Consider the following 19,917-nt stretch of genomic DNA (forward strand, 5'->3'; position numbering starts at 1 on the left):
ACGACCGACTTCGAACGTCGGGAGCGGTTTTCGGATCACTTCGACGCATGAACGACACCGCATCGCTGAAGGCGTTGCTCAGCGCCACGCTGTTACTCTGGGCCGGCGGTATCGCCCTCTCGTGGACCGCCGGGTCCGTGTTTCCGTACTTACCTGCCACGTTAGCTATTTGTAGCCTGCTCTTTCTCCTCTTCGTGACTACCGCCGATACCGTCGACGGACTGTCGGCGCCGCTCGTCGCGGTACTCTCGCTCAACTCGACAGTATATACGACGATGATCTTCGTCTTCCCCGAGTACTTCATCGGGGTCGATCCGAACACGTACGCGGATAGCGCCGCGATAGCCGCGTCGACCGGCGATCTCTCTTCCGTACAGATCCCGTTCTACGACGTTGCATCCGGTTACATCGGGTTCGTCGTCGTGGTAAACGCCATCACCGACCTGGGCGTGCGTTACTCGTTTTCCGTCTTCCCGCTCGTGATCAGCATCGGGTATCCGATCCTCGCGTATCAGTTTCTCCGGATCAGATTCGACAGCACGAAATTCGTTCTCCTCTCGGCCCTGATCGCGTCGGTCGTTGCGCAGGCCCTCATGTTCGCATTCTGGCCGATCGCGCAAACACTGGCCGCAGTCCAGTTGCTGTTTTTCATGTGTTGTCTCGTTCGCTTCCTCCAGTATCGAAACGGCAAATTCACCCTGTTAACGCTCCTCGCAGTGCTCTCGCTGCTGGTCACCCACAAGCTTCCGCCGCTGGTCCTCCTCATCTTCTTCGTCGTCCTGCTCGGCTTCTTCCTCCTGGCAACCGACACCGTTTACGCGAACTCCGTCCGCCTCACCACCCTGCAGGACAATCCCGTCGTCCTGATGATCGGGATTGTCAGCCTGTCGACTGCCGTGCTGTGGGTGTTCTACACGAGTTTTCTTTCGAACGTCGTCTACCGATTGCTGGCGCTCGTTGCGATGTCCGGTCCAGCGGACGACCCGACGTCCGTGACGACAGCGACGAACACCCTGTCTCGCCCGTGGCAGTTGCTACTGTTTAGGGGCAACACGATAACGCTCATTCTCATGAGTTCGGTTTCCTGGCTGTATCTCGTCGGAATTCGCCAGTGGCGCTCGAGCGTACTGCTTTCCACTCTGCTGTCCGCAACGGCGTCGACGGGGCTGTTCGTCGTCCTCTCGGTACTCGCCCCCGACGCGATTACGATCTCCCGGAGTATGTTCCTGTACGAAATATTCGCGGTGCTGTGTATCTTCGCTGCGCTGATCAGTTATACGGACGGTCGCGTTACCGGCAGCGTCCCGGCCATCGTCGTCGTCGTCGTTTTGATCCTCTCCCAGGTCGGCGTCGCCGTCGCCGTCCCGGACGCGAGTTACGCCGCTCGTGATTACCTCGTCGAGGAGGAAATCGAGGCTGAAAAGTTCACCGCCGAATACGCGACCGGCGTGACGCACACGGACCACTTTTACGCCCAGGAACAGATCTACTTCGCTCCCGATCGCGACCGCGTCGAGTACGAGAGCATCACGGATGACGTTCTCGAGGGCAACGTAGCCGACGGTAATTACGATCGGGTCTCACTCCGAGAGGGCGCCGACGTCATCCGGACCGGCGGGCACGGCGATATGCGCGTCGACTGGTCTGAGCTCTCGGCCGTCGAGAACGAGTACAGCAAAACGTACTCGAACGGCGGCGTTACCGTCTACAGCAATTCCTCCGTCTGAACGCGTCGTTACCGCGCGGTAAATCAGCGTTACTGCGACGGAACGCCGTTCAGTCCGAGCAGGTGTCGAACTCGGGTCGTCACAGCTCTCGTCGCGGTTCGACCCCTGGTGGCGATACGGCGCTTGAGGTCGTCGAATCGTTCCTCGCGGTAGTGTTCTTCGACTTCGGGATCCGAAATTTGTTCTCTACCCCGTGCGTACGACGACGTATACCCGTACAGGTACGCAACTCCCTGGTAGTAGGGTGATCGGAGCGCGTGGTAGACGCCCGCCAGCAAGGCGTTGATCGGATGATAGTTCAGGAAATACAGCGATTCCCCCTCGCGTTTGTATCCGTTCCAGAGTCCTCGGGCACTGTGGGGAGAGCGGAGCTGTAGGCCGCACGTCTCGGGCGTTTTGTAGGTCTTCCAGCCCCGTTTTTCGACTTTGACCCGGAACACCGCGTCGTGTGACGGAACGACCGGATAGCCGCCGATGTCCGCGAGACACTGCCGGTCGAACAGCATCGCACCGCCCCACGGGTTCCCCTCGGCGTCGTCTCTCCGGTCGCGTTCGTGCAGTAAGCCGCTGACGATGCCACGTCGCTCCGCCGATCGCAGTTCGGTCTGCAGTGACGAAAAGTAATCGTCACGGACGAGGATGTCGCAGTCGAGAACGCCGACGTAGTCACACTGTGCCCACTCCGCTTCGTGGTCGCGCGCTATAATTTCGAGCCCTGTCGAAATAACCTTGGCAGGTCCATAGTGGGAGTCGTACTCCGACGCGTCACGGTCGAGTCGCACGGCCGAAATCCACGGCACCTCCTCGGTGTACGTCTCGAGCAGTTCCGGCGTCCGATCGGTACTTCCGTCGTCGACGATGAGCCAGCACGCCGGCCGTTGTTCCTGTGCTCTGACGCGTTCGACGACTGCCGGGAGATTATCCGCTTCGTTTCGTGCGGGGGTCACTAGAACGTACATCGATACGAGGGAGTCGAGTCCGATTGGCTTAGTCGAGACGACTGGGAACGTCGTTCGACGGCGACGACGGTTCTGCGGGTGCTGCGTCCTCGATCGTAACGCATCGGGGCGAGATACGACCTCGGCGCATAAAATGGCTCCATACGAATCTGCAGTATTATCGCCGGTCGCGAACGTACCGTCTCCAAAAAACACCGGTTTGCTTCGGCGATTTCGAAACGTTGGTGGACGGCGCGGGCTACCGTGGATTGGCGTGATCGAGGGGCGTCCGAGAGATGGCCCGGGACGTAGTTAGCCGGTTCGACCGACGTGTCGTCCAATTCGGGAGGGGCGGCCACCCCGTTCCCGAACCGCTAGAGCAACTTCGCTTCGTCCAGGGAGAGCTCGTCCCAGTAGACGGCCATGTCGTTCGGCGAGGGTTCGCTGCCGCCGTGGTAGACGTGACCCCAGTAGGATTCGATCTTCAGATCCGACGTGTCGCGGAAGCGGAAGCTATTCTCGTCGATGTACAGTTCCTCGTCGATCCAGAGCTGGAGGACGCCGTCGTTCTCACCCGGCGTATTCAGTTCGACGCGCTGATCAATCTGGTACCAGGTTCCGCGCTCGAGGTTCGCGCCGGCCGTCACGTGATCGCCGTACTGGCTGCTCTGTTCCGGATGATAGACGTAATAGCCGATATCGACCGGATCGGAGGTCCCGGACGTCGAGTAGAAACTCCCGCGCGCCGACCATCCGTCGTAGCCGTTCGGTCGTCCACTGGCCCGTGCGACGGTTTCACCGTCTGTCGCCCCGAAACCGGGGAGTTTGCCGTTCCAGTTCGAGTTCCAGTTGTCGCTGAACCGCAGCCAGTACCGGGCGTGTAGCTCCTCCGGCTCGTACCCCCACTGGTCGTCGAAGAGATAGTGCATACTCGCGCCTTCGTGTCCACCTTCTTGGATTCGAATCTCGCAGGCGCTGTTCTCGTACGCCGGGTTCGAGACGATCGACACGTTCCCCATCGAGTACGAGTTGGAGAACTCGTCGAGCGACGACTGACTGTCGAAGGGAATCCGCGTTTTCGGATTGACGTCCGTCTCTTCGCTCCCGGTAGCCTCGTCCGATGTCCCCGATTCGAGATCGTCGAGCCGCGATTCGATTCGCTCTAACCGGTCAGCAACCGGGTCCGAGACTCCGAGTTCGTTCCAGGACGATCCATCACCGATATACCGAACGCCGGTATCGAGGGCGAGGAATTTCGCTCCAGCCTTCGGTTCGTAGTTCTCGATGTTCGATTCCTCGTCGCGAATTTCGACGTCGGTGTCGATCTGATCGAAGTTCTCGTTCAGCGGGATATGCCAGTCCTGGCTGCCCTCTTCGGGCCTATTGTAGTTGTGGTTATCAGTCATAGTAGAAGTCTCGCGAGGTGGTGCTGACGTGGCTCTGCGCTCCGTCGTCCCGTCCGCCGCGCTGGTCGGGACTGCTGGTCTCGACGACCGCTGACGCCGGATCGCCACGCGTCTCGGGACCGACCGGTTGACCGTCATCTGCCGTTCCGTCATTCAGCACCATGCACGATCCTAATCCGACCTTATCTGGATAAATCTTCCGTTGATTGTGTATTATACGCGGCGATATTAGAGTGATAAAGATATATATTTCAATATATAATACACTGGTCCGCTAATAGTTTAGATACATAAAAATCACGTTTGTCGAGAGGACCTCTCATCGTTCGCCGTCCTGCGCGGTCATCTAATTCTCACGATTTCCATCATGACCGATCGAGTGCGGTGAACGCCAGGGCCGAGCGACCCGGCTACCCTGGGCCGTCTACTGCTCGAGCGCGCGGACGATGTCCCTATCGGTCGATCAACCGACCGCGCATCCACCGCGCATACTCGAGTCCGGGCGTCCCGTCGGCGATCCATACCAGTGCGATAACCAGTCCGAACGCGAGTTCCGTCGGGCTGAAAAGAACCTGCGGCGGCCAGATCGCCGGTCGCGGTCGCACCTGGGCCGGCAGGACCGGCCAGACGAGAAACGACGCCAACTCCGGCCGACTCCAGAGGAGGGGCGCTGCGTCTACGAGGAGATGCGAGAGGTAGCCGACGGCGAGTCCTTCCCCAGCACCTGGTCTGTCGCTTCGTCGAAACCAGCGCCTCGCGAGCAGGAGGAGTGGAACGGCGAACAGGAGCGAGTGTGCGAGCGATCGGCCGGCCGGGAGGACGCCGAACCACCACGCAAGCGGTTTGTCGATCAGGTCCGGGAGTTGCGTTCCGAGGAGGAGCCACGGTATCGCCGATGCGGGAGGAACGTCGCCGTGTATCGCTCGTCGAAGGGCCGAATAAGCAAGGTATCCGACGGCGACGTGTCCTGGCGGGAGCATCGTCGGCCGTCTACGTTATGCGTCGAATTATACTACCGCTTTCACCTGCCGAACCGCGACCGTTTCACGTCGTCCTGACGCGCACGTCGATCGGCCCGTCTCGAAGACGAACCGCCGAGGCCACGTTCCGGACGTGATATCCTGCGACCCTTCGACGGCTGTAATTCTCGTGCCGCAGTCACTCCCGGCTCTGCAGGGACGCTTCCGCCCGCCGTAGAACGGTTCGGACGGGTGCGTTCGCATCCCGGGCGACCGCCGCCGCATCGTCGTACTCCGCGCTCACGTCGTACACGTCGCCGTCCGCATCGGTCGCAACCTTCACCGTCACCTCGTACCGGTCACCCTCAACCTCGATATCGGCCGTCTCGAACTCCCGCTCGGCAATCCACCGATGTGTCGCACCGGCGTCCCGCACCCCCAGCGTCCCTGTCTCCTCGGCCAGCCGCCGGGCCACCCGCTCCCGATCTTCGGGTTTACAGATAACCTTCACCAGATGACCGGGCCGCGACTTCTTCATCGTCGCCGGGACGATCGAGACGTCCCGCGCACCGACGTCCGAAAGCGTCTCCTGCAGGCCGCCGAGCACCTCTGGCGTCGTGTCGTCGAGGTTGGTTTCGAGCACGGCGATGTCGTCTTTGACGAGTTCACTGCTGCCATCGCCTACCAGCACCCGCAGCACGTTCGGGTGCGGGTCGAGATCGTAGCCGCCCGCGCCGTAGCCCGACGCCTCGAGGTCGATCGCGGGCAACGACTCGACCGCGTCGGCGTAGTGACCGAGAATCGCGGCCCCCGTCGGCGTGAGCAACTCCGCGTCGACGGGGCCGCCGCGGAGCGACCAGTCCGATCGAGTCGCGATCTCGACCACCGCGGGCGACGGGACGGGGTACTCGCCGTGACTCATCGAGACCGTCCCACGGCCGGCCGCGATCGGGGTCGTGACGATCCGATCGGGGTCGAGATCGTCGATCAGCAGGGCGGTCCCGACGACGTCGGCGATCGCGTCGTCAGCGCCGACCTCGTGGAAGTGGATGTCCTCGAGGGACTCGCCGTGGACGCCCGCTTCGGCCTCGCCGAGCAGTTCGAAGATCGCGAGCGCGTCCCGTTCCACCGCCGTGGGGAGCCCCATGTCCTCGACGATCTCGCAGACCTCGAGATAGCTCCGGTGCGGGCCGTGGCCCTCGGCGTGGACGTGAGCCTCGTCGTGGCCTTCGGCGTGATCGTGGTCGTCCGCGTGATCGTGTTCCGCGTGATCGTGTTCCGCGTGCGAATGTCCGTGATCGTGCGCGCGATCGTGGTCGTGGTGGTGATGATCGTGCGCGTGGCCGTGATCATCGTGCTGGTGATCGTGATCGGGGCCGTCACCGTCGTGATCGTGGTCGGCCGATCGCTCGACGTCCGTCAGGACGACGTCGACCCCGGTCGCGGCGATCCCGCTCTTTTCCGTCTCGCTGGTCCGGTACTCGAGGTCGAGCGCGTCGGTCACGGGGTCCAGCACGTCCGGGTCCGCGCCGGCGTCCACCAGCGCCGCGAGGATCATGTCGCCGCTCGCCCCCATTCGTCCGTCGAACGCGATCGTTCTCATAAATAGCAGGCGGACGGGTGAACTGAAAAACCCATCCCCTCGAGACCCGGAGAATCATCAAAACCAACCGAGGCCGGTACATCTATGTATCCTCCTCCCGGACTTTGACGTGGTAGCAAGTAACACAGGAATATCCTGTGGTAGCAAAAAACCTATCCGCCACCGAATCGGAGTCATTGACATCGCCGTCCATCCCGAATCATGAACGAAGTCCAACTGGAGGTAGCGAAGGCATACCCGAACGACTCGGGTCGTGGTATCGCCCGACTCGACCCGGACACGCTGTTGCATCTGAAGCTGAGTCCGGGCGACATCATCGAGATCGAAGGTGCAGACACCACCGCCGCCAAGGTGTGGCGTGCGGATCGGCAAGACTGGAACACCGACACCGTTCGAATTGACGGATTCACCCGTCAGAACGCCGACGTCGGCATCGGTGAGCGGGTGACGATCCGCAAAGCGGAGGCGACGAAAGCCAACAAGCTGACCCTCGCACCGCCGGAGGAGGCGTCGGTCCAGTTCGGCTCCGACGCCGCCGGCATGGTCAAACGGCAGATCCTCAAACGGCCGGTCGTCGGGCGCGACATCGTCCCGGTCATGTCCTCGACGAACCATCCGTTCATGCGATCGCCGGGCCAGGCCATCCCGCTGATCGCCGTCGAGACGGAACCGGAGGGCGTCGTCCTCATCACCGAGGATACAGACGTCGAACTCCGGGAGGAACCGATCTCCGGCTTCGAGAAGACCGGGGGCGGGATCACCTACGAGGACATCGGCGGCCTCCAGGGCGAGATCCAGCGGGTCCGGGAGATGGTCGAACTCCCGATGAAGCACCCGCAGATCTTCAAGAAACTGGGGATCGAGCCGCCACAGGGCGTCCTGCTCCACGGCCCGCCGGGGACCGGGAAGACCCTGCTCGCGAAAGCGGTCGCCAACGAGACCTCCGCGAGTTTCTTCTCCATCGCGGGCCCGGAGATCATCTCGAAGTACTACGGCGAGTCCGAACAGCAGCTCAGGGAGATCTTCGAGGACGCGAGCGAGGAGTCGCCGTCGATCATCTTCATCGACGAACTCGACTCGATCGCACCGAAACGGGAGGACGTCACCGGCGAGGTCGAGCGCCGCGTCGTCGCCCAGTTGCTCACCATGATGGACGGCCTCGAGGCCCGCGGCCAGGTGATCGTCATCGCGGCGACGAACCGCGTCGACAGCGTCGACCCCGCACTGCGTCGCCCGGGCCGGTTCGATCGCGAGATCGAGATCGGCGTCCCGGACGAGGTCGGCCGCGAGGAGATCCTCCAGATCCACACCCGCGGCATGCCCCTCTCGGACGACGTCGACCTCGGCCACCTCGCCGACGAGACCCACGGCTTCGTCGGGGCCGACATCGAGAGCCTGACCAAGGAGGCGGCGATGAAGGCCCTCCGGCGCTACCTGCCGGAGATCGACTTAGACGAGGAGGACATCCCGCCGAGCCTGATCGATCGGATGATCGTCAAGCGGGAGGACTTCCGCGGTGCGCTGAACGAGGTCGAACCCTCCGCGATGCGGGAGGTCCTCGTCGAGTTGCCCAAGATCTCCTGGGACGACGTCGGCGGCCTCCACACGGCCAAGGACAAGGTCAAGGAGTCGGTCGAGTGGCCGCTGAACAATCCCGAGCGGTTCGATCGGCTCGGGATCGATCCGCCGGCGGGCGTCCTGCTCTACGGGCCGCCGGGGACCGGGAAGACCCTGATGGCCAAGGCGGTCGCCAACGAGACCAACGCCAACTTCATCTCGGTCCGCGGCCCGCAACTGCTCTCGAAGTGGGTCGGCGAGTCGGAGAAAGCGATCCGTCAGACTTTCCGCAAGGCCCGGCAGGTCTCCCCGACGGTGATCTTCTTCGACGAACTCGACGCGCTCGCACCCGGCCGCGGCGGTGACACCGGGTCGAACGTCTCCGAGCGGGTCGTCAACCAGCTGCTGACGGAACTCGACGGCCTCGAGGAGATGGAGAACGTGATGGTCATCGGCGCGACGAACCGCCCGGACATGATCGATCCCGCACTCCTGCGGTCGGGTCGGTTCGATCGGCTCGTCATGATCGGCGAACCGGACATGGACGGTCGGGAACGCATCCTCGACATCCACACCCAGGAGACGCCGCTGGCGGCCGACGTCAACCTGACCGAGATCGCCGAGATCACCGACGGCTACGTCGGTAGCGACCTCGAGTCGATCGCCCGCGAGGCCGCCATCGAGGCCCTGCGCGAGGACCACGACGCCGACGTCGTCGAGATGCGCCACTTCCGCAAGGCCATGGAGAACGTCCGGCCGACGATCACCGACGACATCCTCGACTACTACGAGCGGATCGAAGAGGAGTTCCAGGGCGGGACGAGCGGCCCGGATCCGACGGGTCGTCGCGGCAGTCGGATCGGCTTCCAGTAGGGAGCCACTTCGGGTGGTGGCGCTCTTTTCGTCCGGACCGCGACGTCGACGATCGCTTGCAAGACCGATCGATACGCGTATGAGACCGTTCTCGTCGCCGTTCGACCCGTCACCGTCCGTGTACCTCCGTCGGTATGGCCGCGACGCTACGGCGACGATCGAAGGAGATCCGTACCCGCCGGTAACCGGCGATTGTCCGGCGAAGCGATCGGATTGTGCGGGAATCGTGGGCCACTGACCCGGTCACGGGCCGATCGCGTCGATTCGCTCCCGCGTCGAGCAACGGTCGATTCAGTTCACCCCTTATCTTTGTGAACTGGTACCAAACATCTGAAACGGTCGCGCCGATATATGTGGCCGCGGACGGAACTCGTTCCCGGACCAGTCGTTCCATGACGAACTCCCCCACTGCTCACGACCAGCGTTCGGCCGGGTCAGACGAATCGACAGACGATACCGGCGAGACGGGCGCGCTGGAGCGAATCGTCCCGTCGATGGCGACGCCGATCCGCAAGACAGGGTTCTGGGCGGCGATCGTCATGCCGTTCCTCTACGTACCGCTTCTCGCGACCGGGCTGTCGACCTCGCGAGAGACCATGGTGTTTCTCGGCTTGCTCGCCGTGAACCTCGTCGCGCTCTACGTCGGCCACGCACACCGACGCTAGTATCGCTCGCTGCCACTGGGGGTGGACACGGGTCGCTGTGGGGCTCACTTCGGCCGGACTGCGCTCACTCGCCCGAGTGCTGACGCCGGACGTGCCCGACCTCGTCGCGGAGCGCCTGGCGTTTCACGAGGACGAAGCCGATCGCGATGAGGCCGAAGCCGGCGAGGGTCGTCGCGTCGACGACCTCTCCGAGAAAGAGCCAGCCGGCGATCGCCGCGAAAACCGGTGCGACGTACGACACCATGTTGATCTCGACGGCACCGAGCCGATCGAGCAAGTCGAAGTACAGCAGGAAACCGATCGCACTCGCCACGAGTGCGAGGTAGCCGAGCGCACCGATCGCGACCGGCTGCATCCACGTCCCCGGCTCGATCGGTTCGCCGAGGCCGAGACTGACGACGTGCATCACCGCGGCACCGCCGAGCATGGACCACGCCTCCATCGTCTCGATCGGGAGCGTGGCGTCGATCCGCCGGGTGAGGACGCTCCCGAGCGCGAACGAACCCGCAGCACAGAAGACCAGGAGCTTCGCCACGACGTCCGTCGCCAGGAGGTTCGACGGATCCGGCTGGGCGATGACCGCGACGCCGGCCAGCCCGAGGACGACCCCGACGACTCCGACGACCGAGAGCGCGTCGCTCGGAACCAGCACCCGCGCGAAGCCCGTCGTCAGCACCGGCGAGAGGCTCACGAGGATCGCCGCGGCGGCCGCGGTCGTGTGTTGCTGTCCGACGAACAGGAAGGCGTGATAGGCCGCGATCAACAGCACGGCACCGACGCCGACGACGGCCCACTCGGCGGTGCCGTGCGGACGCCAGTCCTCGACGGCGTACGCCGCGTAGCCGAGCATGAGCACGCCCGCGACGTCGTAGCGCAGTGCCGCGAACAGCACCGGCGGGAAGTACTCCAGGCCGGCGCTGATCGCGACGAACGCCGTCCCCCAGACTGCAGCGAGCGCCAGGAAGAGTCCGAAATTGCGATACCGAGTCACACCGATGGTCGTCAGTGAGCCGTCCTATGTATTTCGATTCGAAATCCGTCGCGGTCCCCGATCGAGTCGATCCGTCGGTTCGGTTCCGCCGATCGAGCCGACCCAGTGTTCGATCTCGGCGATCGAGCCGGGGTCCGGTTAGAGTGGCGGTAACTGACGAATCTCGACCTCGTCTTCCGTCTGCCGGAACTGATCGAGCAGGGGCCTGATGTCCTCGAACCCCTCCGCGAGGACGATGTCACCGCTTCGCAGGTCGTAGTCGATGATGTCGTAGTCCGCGAGCCGCGGCAGGTGGTTGTGGACCATCGAGACGTAGATCCGCTGTCTGAGGTCCTCGTCGACCTGCGAGGACGGGATGTCCAGTTTCCAGGCGGCGATCTGGTCCATGAGTGCGTCGAGGTTCGCCCGCTCGGTTTCGGCCAGCTGATACAGGAGATATCGGCGCTCGGACTCGGCGAGTAGGGAACACGCGGCCTCCATTCGCGAGGCCTTTGTCTGGCTCATACAGCTTCCACGAACCCATCGCTAATACACCCGTTGCCTAAAGAGATTGGACTCCCGTCGAAAATTCCGGTTTCGACCCGGTGAGGCCCGACAGCCGCGTCGGTTCCGATCGTCGAGGGGGAGCGGTACTCCGCTAGTGCTATAGTAGCCACTGAAAGTCAATGCACACCTGATCGCAGGACGGCTTTGCGATCAGTGTGTAACTCGTTTCAGTGGCTACTATAATCGTCGGCCCCGTCGTGGCCCTCGATCGACCCGTCGTAGAGGTGGCACGCGACCGGGTGGGCCCCGTTTCCGAGGTCGGGGGACTCGCGTTCGCAGATGCTCTCGTACTCCGCCCGCAGGCGCCGCTCGGCGTCGTCCCAGTTCCCGCCCGCGAGCGCCGCCAGTGCGTCCGCGACGATTTCGTCGTGCGGTGCCGGCAGGTCCCGATCGAGCAGTCGCGCTTGCAGCGCCGCGACGAAGTCGGAGACGTCGGCATCGGCCACGCCCTCGCTCTCGTCGAACTCGAACTGGTCGTCCTCCCCGACCGTCTCGAGGGAGATGTCTCGGTCCTCGACGCGCTGGCGGAGCGTCATCAGATCGCGATACAGATCCTGGTCGATGTCGAGGTCGGCCGGCGGAATCACCATCGGACACCGCGTCCGGAACCGACAGCCGCTCGGCGGATTCCGCGGCGACGGCACGTCCCCGGTGAGTGTCTCGCGCTCCCGGTCGCGTTCGCCGGTCGCGGCTCGCGGCACGCTCTCGAGCAGTGCCCGCGTATATGGGTGGGACGGATCCTCGAAAATTTCCTCGACGGGTCCGATCTCGACGATTTCGCCGAGGTACATCACGGCGACGCGATCGCAGACGTGGCGGATCACCGAGAGGTCGTGGCTGATCAGCAGGTAGGTGAGTCCGAACTCGTCTTGCAGGTCGTCGAGGAGGTTGAGCACCTGTGCCTGGACCGAGACGTCGAGCGCGGACGTCGGCTCGTCGAGCACGACGAACTCGGGATCGAGCGCCAGCGCCCGGGCGATCCCGATCCGCTGGCGCTGGCCGCCGGAGAACTCGTGTGGGTAGCGATCGAGCTGGTCCGTCGAGAGGCCGACGCGCTCTAACAACTCCCGGACGCGCTCGCGACGCTCCTCTACCGTACCGACGTCGTGAATGTCGAGGGGCTGCCTGACGATCTGCTCGATCGTCATCCGGGGATCGAGACTCGAGAACGGATCCTGAAAGACGATCTGGGCGTCCCGGCGGAACTCCTCGAGGTCGCTCCCGCGCAACTCGGAGACGGGTTCGCCGTCGAACTCGACGCGTCCGCCCGTCGACTCCTGCAATCGAAGCAGCGTTTCGCCGGCCGTCGACTTGCCACAGCCGGATTCGCCGACGAGTCCGAGCGTCTCCCCGGGGTAGACCTCGAGGCTCACCCCGTCGACGGCGCGGACCGGTACTGGCTCGTCGCCGAGCAGTCGATCGAGAATCGAATCGTTTTCCCAGAAGTACTTCTCGAGGTCGTCGACGCGAACGAGCGGCTCGTCGGTACTCATTGGTGCTCACCTCCAGTCGTTTCGGCGTGTTGTGCGGCCCGTTCGTCGATGTCGTCGTCGGTCTCTTCGGCCCCGACGTGTTTGTCTCCGGCGGGGCGATCGGTCTCGTCGAAATAGCCCTCGGGTACCGCCTTCGCTTCGTCGTACTCCATCTCGGCGAGCACGCAGCGAGCACGATGGTGAGCGCTCCCATCGGCGGGGTACTCCGGCGGGTGTTCGAGACACTCGTCCATCGCCTTCGGGCAGCGATCGGCGAAGTGACACCGATCCCCCATCTCGTGATCGAGCAGACTCGGAACGTTCCCCGGGATGGGGTCGAGTCGACTGCCGGTGTCCTCGAGGTCCGGGATCGATCCGAGCAGTCCCTCGGTGTAGGGATGAATCTGGTCGTCGAAGACGTCCGACAGGGTCCCCCGTTCGACGATTTCACCGGCGTACATCACGCCGACGCGGTCGCACATCCGCGCGATGACGCCGAGGTTGTGCGTGATCAACAGGATCGTCATCCCGGTTTCCTCCTGGAGTTCGTCGAGCAGGTCGAGCACCTGTGCCTGGATGGTCACGTCGAGTGCTGTCGTCGGCTCGTCGGCGATCAACACGTCGGGTTCGCCCGCGAGCGCCTGGGCGATCATCGCCCGCTGGAGCATCCCCCCGGAGTACTCGTGAGGATATTCGTCGGCGCGCTCGACCGGGTCCGGGATGCCGACCAGTTCGAGGAGTTCGATCGCCCGTTCGCGGCTCTCTTCCGAGACGTATCGCTGCGACGGGAGGAGCGTCGAGAGCAGGAAGTTCCCGAGCGAGTACTCCTCGGACTGCGTTCGCGCGCGCGTCGATCGCGGGTTCGCGCTGGCTCGGCGCTGGACTTCGACGGCTTCGGCGAGCTGTTCGCCCACCGTGATGCTCGGATTGAAACTGCTCTCCGGGTCCTGGAAGATCATGCTGAACGACGTGCCCCGGAGCGAGCGGCGGATCCGTTCGGGGATCGCCTGAAGATCGACGAAGTCGCCGTCGACCGCCTCGGGGTGGTCCCCGCGGACCCTGTCGGCCAGCTCGGGGTCGTTGAACCGGATCTCGCCGTCCGTGATCCGGCCTGGCGAGTCGATCAGGTCGATTATCGAGCGCGCAGTTACGCTCTTGCCGCTCCCGCTTTCGCCGACGATGCCGAAGACCTCCCCTCGCTCGATCCGGAGGTCCAGATCGTCGACGGCGTTTACCTGCCCCTGTTCGGTGAAAAAGCGAGTCGAGAGTCCGTCGACGCGTAGGATGTCCTCTGTCATGTCAGGCACCTCCGCCTTCGCCCTCGATGTTCGGGTCCAGGGAGTCCCGGAGCCAGTCACCGAGGAGGTTGATACTGATCACCGCCAGTACGATGCCGATCCCCGGAATCGTCGAGATCCACCAGGACGATCCCAGATAGTCCTGCCCCTGCTGGATCTCGTACCCCCACGAGAGGGTCGTTCCGGAGAACCCGAGGAACGAGAGCGAACTCTCGAGGAGGATGAGCGCCGCGACCTGAATCGTCGCGAGCACGATCACCGGCGTGAGGCTGTTGGGGAGGACGTGCCTGAGCAGGATCGTTCGGTTGCTCGCGCCCATGCTCCGTGCGGCTTTCACGTACTCCTCGTTCCGTATGCTCATCGCTTCGCCCCTGGCGACCCGGGCGAACCAGACCCAGGTGACGAGCGCGACGACGATCGTCACCGTTCCGGGAAGGGTCGCGCTCCTGGGCATCCCCTCGGCCAGCCCGGCCCGCACGATCGGGTCGGGGATCGGGATCGTCGCGGAGCCGAAGACGCCGACCAGCGCGATTGCGAGCACGAGCGACGGGAACGCCAGCATGACGTCGGCGACGCGCATCATCGCGTCGTCGACCCGACCGCCGTAGTAGCCCGCGATCAGTCCGAACGGAACGCCCATGATGACGGCGAGACTGGTTCCGAGGATGCCGACCAGCAGGGACGTCCGGGCGCCGAAGAGGAGCCGCGAGTAGACGTCCTGTCCGATGTTGTTCGTCCCGAGGTAGTGGTCGCTGCTCGGCTGTGTGGTGTAGGAGATTCGCTCGCCGTCTTCCCACGTGTGGGCCTCGGACGTCAGTCCCATCGGTGGGTACGAGTTGCCGTTGTCGTCGAAGTAGCCGGTCGTGTTCGGGTTGTGCGTCGCGAGCACCGGGGCGAAAAGCGCCATGATGAAGATGACGACGAGAATACCGAGCCCCAGTTTCGCCAGCAGGCTCTGCCTGAATTCATGTCGGAGATTAGACTTGACTCGATCGGAGATCATTCTTCGATCACCCGGGGGTTGAGATACGCGTAGAGGCCGTCGACGACGATGTTGATGACGACGAACGAGATGCCGATAAAGATGATGATGCCCTGCAGCAGCGGCCAGTCGAGTTGACGGATCGACGTGATGAGTTTCAGGCCGAGTCCCGGCCAGGAGAACACGGTTTCGGTAATCACCGCGCCGCCGATCAGGGTACCTAGCTGCAGGCCGAGAACAGTGATGATCGGAATCATCGTGTTCCGGAGGACGTGTTTGTACCGGATCAGCACGCCCGGAAGTCCCTTCGCCTCGGTCGCCGTGACGTACGGTTTCCCGAGTTCGTCGAGCATTCCGCTCCGGGTCAGGCGCGTGATCAGGGCCGTAAAGTACGTCCCCAGTGCGATCGCCGGGAGGATGATGTGTTTGACCCAGGTGAGCAGATCACCGACGTAGAACGTCGTCAGGAACAGCCACAGGGCGTCGTGGAGCGCGACCGGACGCCGACCCGTCGGGAAGATGCCGACCTCGACTGCGAGCACCAGGATCAGCATGATTCCCAGCCAGAAGTTCGGCGTACTGATGCCGACCAGCGAGAAGAGCGTCGCCCCGTAGTCGGCGGGTTCGTTCCGCCGGGTCGCGCTGATGACACCGAGCGGGATCGCGATTACGAGCGCGACGATCGTCGCCGCGATCGCCAGTTCGATCGTCGCCGGAACCCGTTCGAGGACGATCGGCAAGACGTCCCGGCCCTCCCGGTAGGAGAAGCCGAGGTCACCGGTCACCATCCGCTGGAGGTACTCGTAGTACTGCACGTAGTAGGGTTCGTTGAGGCCGAGATTCTCCCGGACCTGTTCGCGTTGTGCCTGTGAGGCGCGCTGGTCGACGATCATGTTGACCGGATCGCCGGGCGAGATCGCCCGGAACACGAACGTCAGGGTAACGACCCCCCAGATAACGAAGATCCCCTGCAACAGACGTTTGATCAGGAATTTACCCAGAGGCATTGCATTCTAGCTTGACGCTGTTTCTTCGAGCCCAATACGGTTTCGTTCGGTGTGACCATCGGGAATCGATCGACCGCGAATTCGTTCGGATCGCCCGCGCGATGATCACACTTCGAGGCTTCGAGGCGGTGCGTGAGCCGATTACTCCATGTCCCAGAGGTAGATCGTCTCGTCGCGACGCGGCTCCCAGTCGAGGTCCTGGTTGACACCGTAAATGCTGTCCTGCGAGTGGAGGAACACGAACGGGGCCTTGTCGCGCAGGTCCGCGTTGAGTTCCTGGAGCAACTCCTCGCGCGCGTCGGAGTCGGATTCCGCTTTGCTCTCCTCGAGCGTCGCGAAGGCGTCCTCGTCGCGGAACGTCTCGAGCGGGTGATCCGGATTGATCCAGGGGTCGATCGCGTAGTCGGCGTCGCCCGTGATGACGCCCCAGCCGATGAGGAAGAACGGGATCCCGTCGTCGTCGTACGGCTGGCTGGCACCGTCCGAAATCTCCGGGAACGGACGGAGGTTGACCTCACAATCGACGTTCTCGAGCTGGTCGATGTGGTCGGCCGCCGTCTGGGCGACCGACGCGTCGTTCAGGTACCGGCCCTCGGGGGCGTGAAGCGTGATCTCCGCCCCGGCGTAGCCGCTCTCCTCGACCAGCGATTCCGCCTCGTCGAGGTCCTGCTCGTAGGGGTCGAGGTCCGGATTGTAGCCGAAGATTCCTTCCGAGTGCATCTGGGTCATCGGTTCCCCGAACCCGCCGAGGATGGACTCGATGATCCCCTGGTTGTCGACCGCGTAGTTCATCGCCTGGCGGAACTCCTGGCTGTCGAACGGTTCGACCCCGTTCTTCATGACCAGGAAGATGCTCCGGAGGCTGGTCTCGTTCCGGATTTCGATCCCGTCGGCCTCGTCGACCGTCGAGACGTCGTCGGGGAGCACGTTGTCCACGAGATCGGTCTCCCCGGCCTGGAGCGCACTGACGCGGCCGCTCGACTCGGTGTCCTCGTTGAACGTGACGGTATTGAACGTCGCTTCGTCGCCCCAGTAGTCGTCGAACGGTTCGAGGACGATTTCGACGCCCGGTTCGTACTCCACGACCTGGTACGGCCCGGTGCCGTTGAACGCGTCGGCGGAGTCGCCGATGATCGCTCCCTCCTGGGTCTCTTGCTCGCCGACCCAGTCCTCCTTGACGACGCGACCGTAGTTCCCGAACTGGTACTCGGCCAGCGACGGGGCCGCATCGCCGTAGTCGACGCGGACGGTCGTTTCGTCGATCGCTTCGGCGCCCTCGATCGCACCAAGGCCGGCCGCCTGGTCGCTGATCGGGCCGACCTCGTCGTCGATCATCCGCTGGAACGTGAACGCGACGTCGCTTGCGACGAGGTCCTCGCCGTTGTGAAACTGGACGTCGTCCCGGATCGTCAGTTCCGTCGATCCGTCGCCGGTGGGCTCCCAGTCGGTTACGACGCGGGACTCGATATCGAGGTCGGGCGTGACGTTGAACAGCGGTTCGTAGATCTGGTCGAAGATGTTGAAGTACGGCCCCGTAATGTGGTCGTTGGGGTCGGGCGTCTCGATGAACTGTCCCTGCGTGATCACGATCTCGTCGGTCTCGCCGTCCTCGTCGCTCGTCGGATCGTCGAGACAGCCTGCGATCGCTCCAAGGCTGGTTACCCCGGCGGCGCCGGAGAGCTTGAGTACGGTTCGGCGGTCGAGAGTGGGTTTGTCAGCACCCTGCATACCCCATCGAATAGTAGGCAGGTAACTTATATATACTGATGTAGCGTCGCCCGATCCGTTACCGAGTGTGGAGTCAAGTTCACGTTTTCGTGCACGAATCACCACTTTCTGAACGGGACGATCGTCGGTCGGATCGATCGGGGATGGGCCCCCGTCGAATCCGGGGTCGCGGGTCTCCACGGGGCGCTCCCGTCGTCGATCCGCCGCCCCACCCGTTTTCTGCGTGCGTTCACGCGAAGCGCACACCCGGGATGGTCGCTGGATGACACGACGAAATCGACCGCTAAATCCGCTACACGGCCCGGTATCCGGACGTATCGATTCTCACCCGCGTAATTCTGCCGAAGGTTTAAATCATCTTCACGACGTAATTGGACCATGGCCGCTCACGGCCGGCCCGCCCTGCGGGACCTGTTCGACGAGTCGCCCACGCCGCACATCGCCCATCCCCCTCGCACCCATCACCGTGACTTCTACGTCGCTACCGACGGGTCGTTCCGGGACGCGGGCGGTGGGCTGGGCGCCGTCATCGAAACGCGCGACGGAACCCGCGTTGCACGCGTCGCGACCACGGACACGCCGCCGGACAACAACGTCGCCGAGTACCGGGCACTTCACCTGGGACTCGACGTCCTCGCCGCCCGCGCGCCGCGAGAGGCGAGTATCGGCGTTCTCGTCGACCACGACGCGCTGGCCAGCAACGTCAACAACGTCGTCCTCGCGGCGAGCCACCCCGATCGGTCCCCGCCACAGCGGGTCTCGGTCCCCGCCGCGACCCGGAACCACTGGCGAGGCATCCAGGCACGACTCAGTACCTTCGAGGAGGTCCGTGCTGCCCGGATCGCCAGCGACCAGAATCCCGCACACCCCCTGGCGAACGCGCCGACCCAGTACGAGCACGTCAACCGCGAACCCGATCGCTGTGTCCTCCCGGAACCGCCGGAGTCGACCGGCGCGACGGAGTTCCCGCCGCCATCGCGCGCCGATCGGAACGGGGGCGGCGGCCGGGCGTCCGACTAGCCCCACGCTCGTCACCGCCGGTCGGTCGCGCTCGACCGGAACCGCTATCGTTATTTCGTCGCTCAAGAGAGTCGTCCCCGATGAGTCTTCGCGTCGCCGTCGCCGCGCCGTTCGTCCAGAACGGCGTCCGGCGCCTCCGGGAGAACGAGTTCGTCGTCGCGCTCTCGCTCGATCGAGACTGGTTCTCGCCCGACCAGGCCCAGCGCCTGATCGACATCGCGACCCGGGAGTCGCTGCTCGAACCCGACGGCGACGAACTCGAACTCGCGTTCGATCCGACGGACGTGACGGTCCCGGACGAGTTCGTCCCCGACGAGGACCTCCTGCAGGAACGATCGGCCTTCGAACGGGTCCTCGACGCGCTCGTCGCCGAGGGACTCGAGAAACAGGAGGCGGTCGGCGCGATCAACGCGCTCCAGGGCGAACTCGGGGTGACGATCGAGGCCGCCGCCGTCGTCTACGCACGTCGGGAGGGCGTCGACGTGGATGATCTCGCCCCGGTCGCCCGGTCGGCGCTGACCGAAGACGGTTAACCGCTCCCGCACCATCGATCGCCATGGTCGAGGAACGGATTACCGACGGCCGGCGGATCGCGGAACTCCTCGCATCGGAACTCGACGGGCGCGACGACGGCGTCCTCGATCGGATCGCGGTCACGAACGCCGATCGGGACGTCGAACCGACGGCCGACGGGGCGCGGGCGTACGACGTCGTTATGCGGACGGCCGCGGACGAACCGGGAGCCGAGACCGAGGAGCGTCTCGCGCGTGCGTTCGTCCACGACGACCGCGCCCACCTGGAATTCGAGGCGGGACAGGACGTGGCGGTCGAGGCCGCCGAGACGGCCGACCTGCGCGTCAGGCCGAAGGCGACCGACCCGCCGAAGACGCTGGTGTTCGTCGAGAGCGGCGCGGCGGTCAAACGAGCGAGCGACGTCGTCCGGGCGGTGACGCGATCGCTCGCCGATGGGACGTAGCACGGTCGGCGGTCATCGGTGTCGCTGGAGAACCGGGAGAAAAGACGCGAGAATCGAGCGGCCGGTGCGGTCAGTCGGCGCTGTGAAGCGGCATGAACGCGCAGTTCGGGCACCCGTTGTGTTTCGTCGTTCGGTAGTGTAGTTCGGCTCCACATTCACTACAATTGTA

At 64.0% G+C, this 19,917-nt stretch carries 18 protein-coding genes; 6 read left to right on the forward strand and 12 right to left on the reverse strand.

Features of this window, described 5'->3' with window-relative positions; genetic code table 11:
* Nucleotides 1–47 precede the first annotated feature (47 nt).
* Complete coding sequence (locus tag MUN73_RS16660) at nt 48–1,727, forward strand: hypothetical protein (protein ID WP_250141638.1); 1,680 nt, start codon at nt 48–50, stop codon at nt 1,725–1,727.
* A 29-nt stretch (nt 1,728–1,756) separates the two neighbouring features.
* Here the strand turns inward: MUN73_RS16660 and MUN73_RS16665 are convergent, their stop codons facing one another.
* The 5 genes from MUN73_RS16665 to larC form a co-directional block, all read right to left on the reverse strand.
* Nucleotides 1,757–2,674: a glycosyltransferase family 2 protein gene (locus MUN73_RS16665; RefSeq protein ID WP_250141639.1), complete on the reverse strand. Its 918-nt coding sequence runs from the start codon at nt 2,672–2,674 to the stop codon at nt 1,757–1,759.
* 365 nt (nt 2,675–3,039) lie between these two features.
* Entirely contained in the window at nt 3,040–4,071 is a 1,032-nt protein-coding gene (locus tag MUN73_RS16670; RefSeq protein WP_250141640.1) for a polysaccharide lyase, read from the reverse strand.
* Complete coding sequence (locus tag MUN73_RS16675) at nt 4,064–4,234, reverse strand: hypothetical protein (protein WP_250141641.1); 171 nt, start codon at nt 4,232–4,234, stop codon at nt 4,064–4,066. The genes MUN73_RS16670 and MUN73_RS16675 overlap by 8 nt, the downstream gene beginning before the upstream one ends.
* A 289-nt stretch (nt 4,235–4,523) precedes the next feature.
* Nucleotides 4,524–5,051 carry a metal-dependent hydrolase gene (locus MUN73_RS16680; protein ID WP_250141642.1) on the reverse strand — a complete coding sequence of 176 codons (528 nt, stop codon included), beginning with the start codon at nt 5,049–5,051 and terminating at the stop codon, nt 4,524–4,526.
* Between the two features lie 178 nt (nt 5,052–5,229).
* On the reverse strand, nt 5,230–6,633 hold the full coding sequence (gene larC / locus MUN73_RS16685; RefSeq protein ID WP_250141643.1) for a nickel pincer cofactor biosynthesis protein LarC: 1,404 nt from the start codon (nt 6,631–6,633) through the stop codon (nt 5,230–5,232).
* Between the two features lie 201 nt (nt 6,634–6,834).
* Here larC and MUN73_RS16690 point away from each other — a divergent pair, with 201 nt between their 5' ends.
* Together MUN73_RS16690 and MUN73_RS16695 are read left to right on the forward strand one after the other, a co-directional pair.
* The gene (locus tag MUN73_RS16690; RefSeq protein ID WP_250141644.1) at nt 6,835–9,063 is read left to right on the forward strand and encodes a CDC48 family AAA ATPase; all 2,229 of its coding nucleotides are present in this window, start codon (nt 6,835–6,837) and stop codon (nt 9,061–9,063) included.
* Between the two features lie 392 nt (nt 9,064–9,455).
* Nucleotides 9,456–9,728, forward strand: coding sequence for a DUF8028 family protein (locus MUN73_RS16695; RefSeq protein WP_250141645.1), 273 nt, complete (start codon nt 9,456–9,458; stop codon nt 9,726–9,728).
* 64 nt (nt 9,729–9,792) lie between these two features.
* Here MUN73_RS16695 and MUN73_RS16700 read toward each other — a convergent pair whose 3' ends face one another.
* The 7 genes from MUN73_RS16700 to MUN73_RS16730 all read right to left on the reverse strand — a co-directional run bounded on the left by MUN73_RS16700 (nt 9,793) and on the right by MUN73_RS16730 (nt 17,752).
* Nucleotides 9,793–10,719: a DMT family transporter gene (locus tag MUN73_RS16700; RefSeq protein ID WP_250141646.1), complete on the reverse strand. Its 927-nt coding sequence runs from the start codon at nt 10,717–10,719 to the stop codon at nt 9,793–9,795.
* Between the two features lie 138 nt (nt 10,720–10,857).
* Nucleotides 10,858–11,223: a DUF7344 domain-containing protein gene (locus tag MUN73_RS16705; protein WP_250141647.1), complete on the reverse strand. Its 366-nt coding sequence runs from the start codon at nt 11,221–11,223 to the stop codon at nt 10,858–10,860.
* Between the two features lie 209 nt (nt 11,224–11,432).
* On the reverse strand, nt 11,433–12,758 hold the full coding sequence (locus MUN73_RS16710; RefSeq protein WP_250141648.1) for an ABC transporter ATP-binding protein: 1,326 nt from the start codon (nt 12,756–12,758) through the stop codon (nt 11,433–11,435).
* Complete coding sequence (locus tag MUN73_RS16715; RefSeq protein ID WP_250141649.1) at nt 12,755–14,035, reverse strand: ABC transporter ATP-binding protein; 1,281 nt, start codon at nt 14,033–14,035, stop codon at nt 12,755–12,757. The genes MUN73_RS16710 and MUN73_RS16715 overlap by 4 nt, the downstream gene beginning before the upstream one ends.
* A 1-nt stretch (nt 14,036) precedes the next feature.
* Nucleotides 14,037–15,038 (reverse strand): ABC transporter permease, encoded by a 1,002-nt coding sequence (locus tag MUN73_RS16720; RefSeq protein WP_250141650.1) that lies wholly within the window; start codon nt 15,036–15,038, stop codon nt 14,037–14,039.
* Nucleotides 15,035–16,024, reverse strand: coding sequence for an ABC transporter permease (locus MUN73_RS16725; protein ID WP_250141651.1), 990 nt, complete (start codon nt 16,022–16,024; stop codon nt 15,035–15,037). Before MUN73_RS16725 ends, MUN73_RS16720 begins: the two co-directional genes overlap by 4 nt.
* A 141-nt stretch (nt 16,025–16,165) precedes the next feature.
* A complete protein-coding gene (locus MUN73_RS16730; protein WP_250141652.1) occupies nt 16,166–17,752 on the reverse strand; it encodes an ABC transporter substrate-binding protein in 1,587 nt (528 codons plus the stop codon).
* Nucleotides 17,753–18,130: 378 nt separating this feature from the next.
* Between MUN73_RS16730 and MUN73_RS16735 the strand changes: the two genes are divergently transcribed.
* The 3 genes from MUN73_RS16735 to MUN73_RS16745 all read left to right on the forward strand — a co-directional run bounded on the left by MUN73_RS16735 (nt 18,131) and on the right by MUN73_RS16745 (nt 19,748).
* Nucleotides 18,131–18,772 (forward strand): ribonuclease H family protein, encoded by a 642-nt coding sequence (locus MUN73_RS16735; protein ID WP_250141653.1) that lies wholly within the window; start codon nt 18,131–18,133, stop codon nt 18,770–18,772.
* An 80-nt stretch (nt 18,773–18,852) separates the two neighbouring features.
* The gene (locus tag MUN73_RS16740; RefSeq protein ID WP_250141654.1) at nt 18,853–19,305 is read left to right on the forward strand and encodes a DUF2240 family protein; all 453 of its coding nucleotides are present in this window, start codon (nt 18,853–18,855) and stop codon (nt 19,303–19,305) included.
* A 23-nt stretch (nt 19,306–19,328) separates the two neighbouring features.
* Nucleotides 19,329–19,748, forward strand: a complete 420-nt coding sequence (locus MUN73_RS16745; protein ID WP_250141655.1) for a DUF7993 family protein — start codon at nt 19,329–19,331, stop codon at nt 19,746–19,748.
* Nucleotides 19,749–19,917: the final 169 nt, after the last annotated feature.

The sequence above is a fragment of the Halosolutus amylolyticus genome (genome assembly GCF_023566055.1).
In the GTDB taxonomy this organism is placed as follows: Archaea; Halobacteriota; Halobacteria; order Halobacteriales; family Natrialbaceae; genus Halosolutus; species Halosolutus amylolyticus.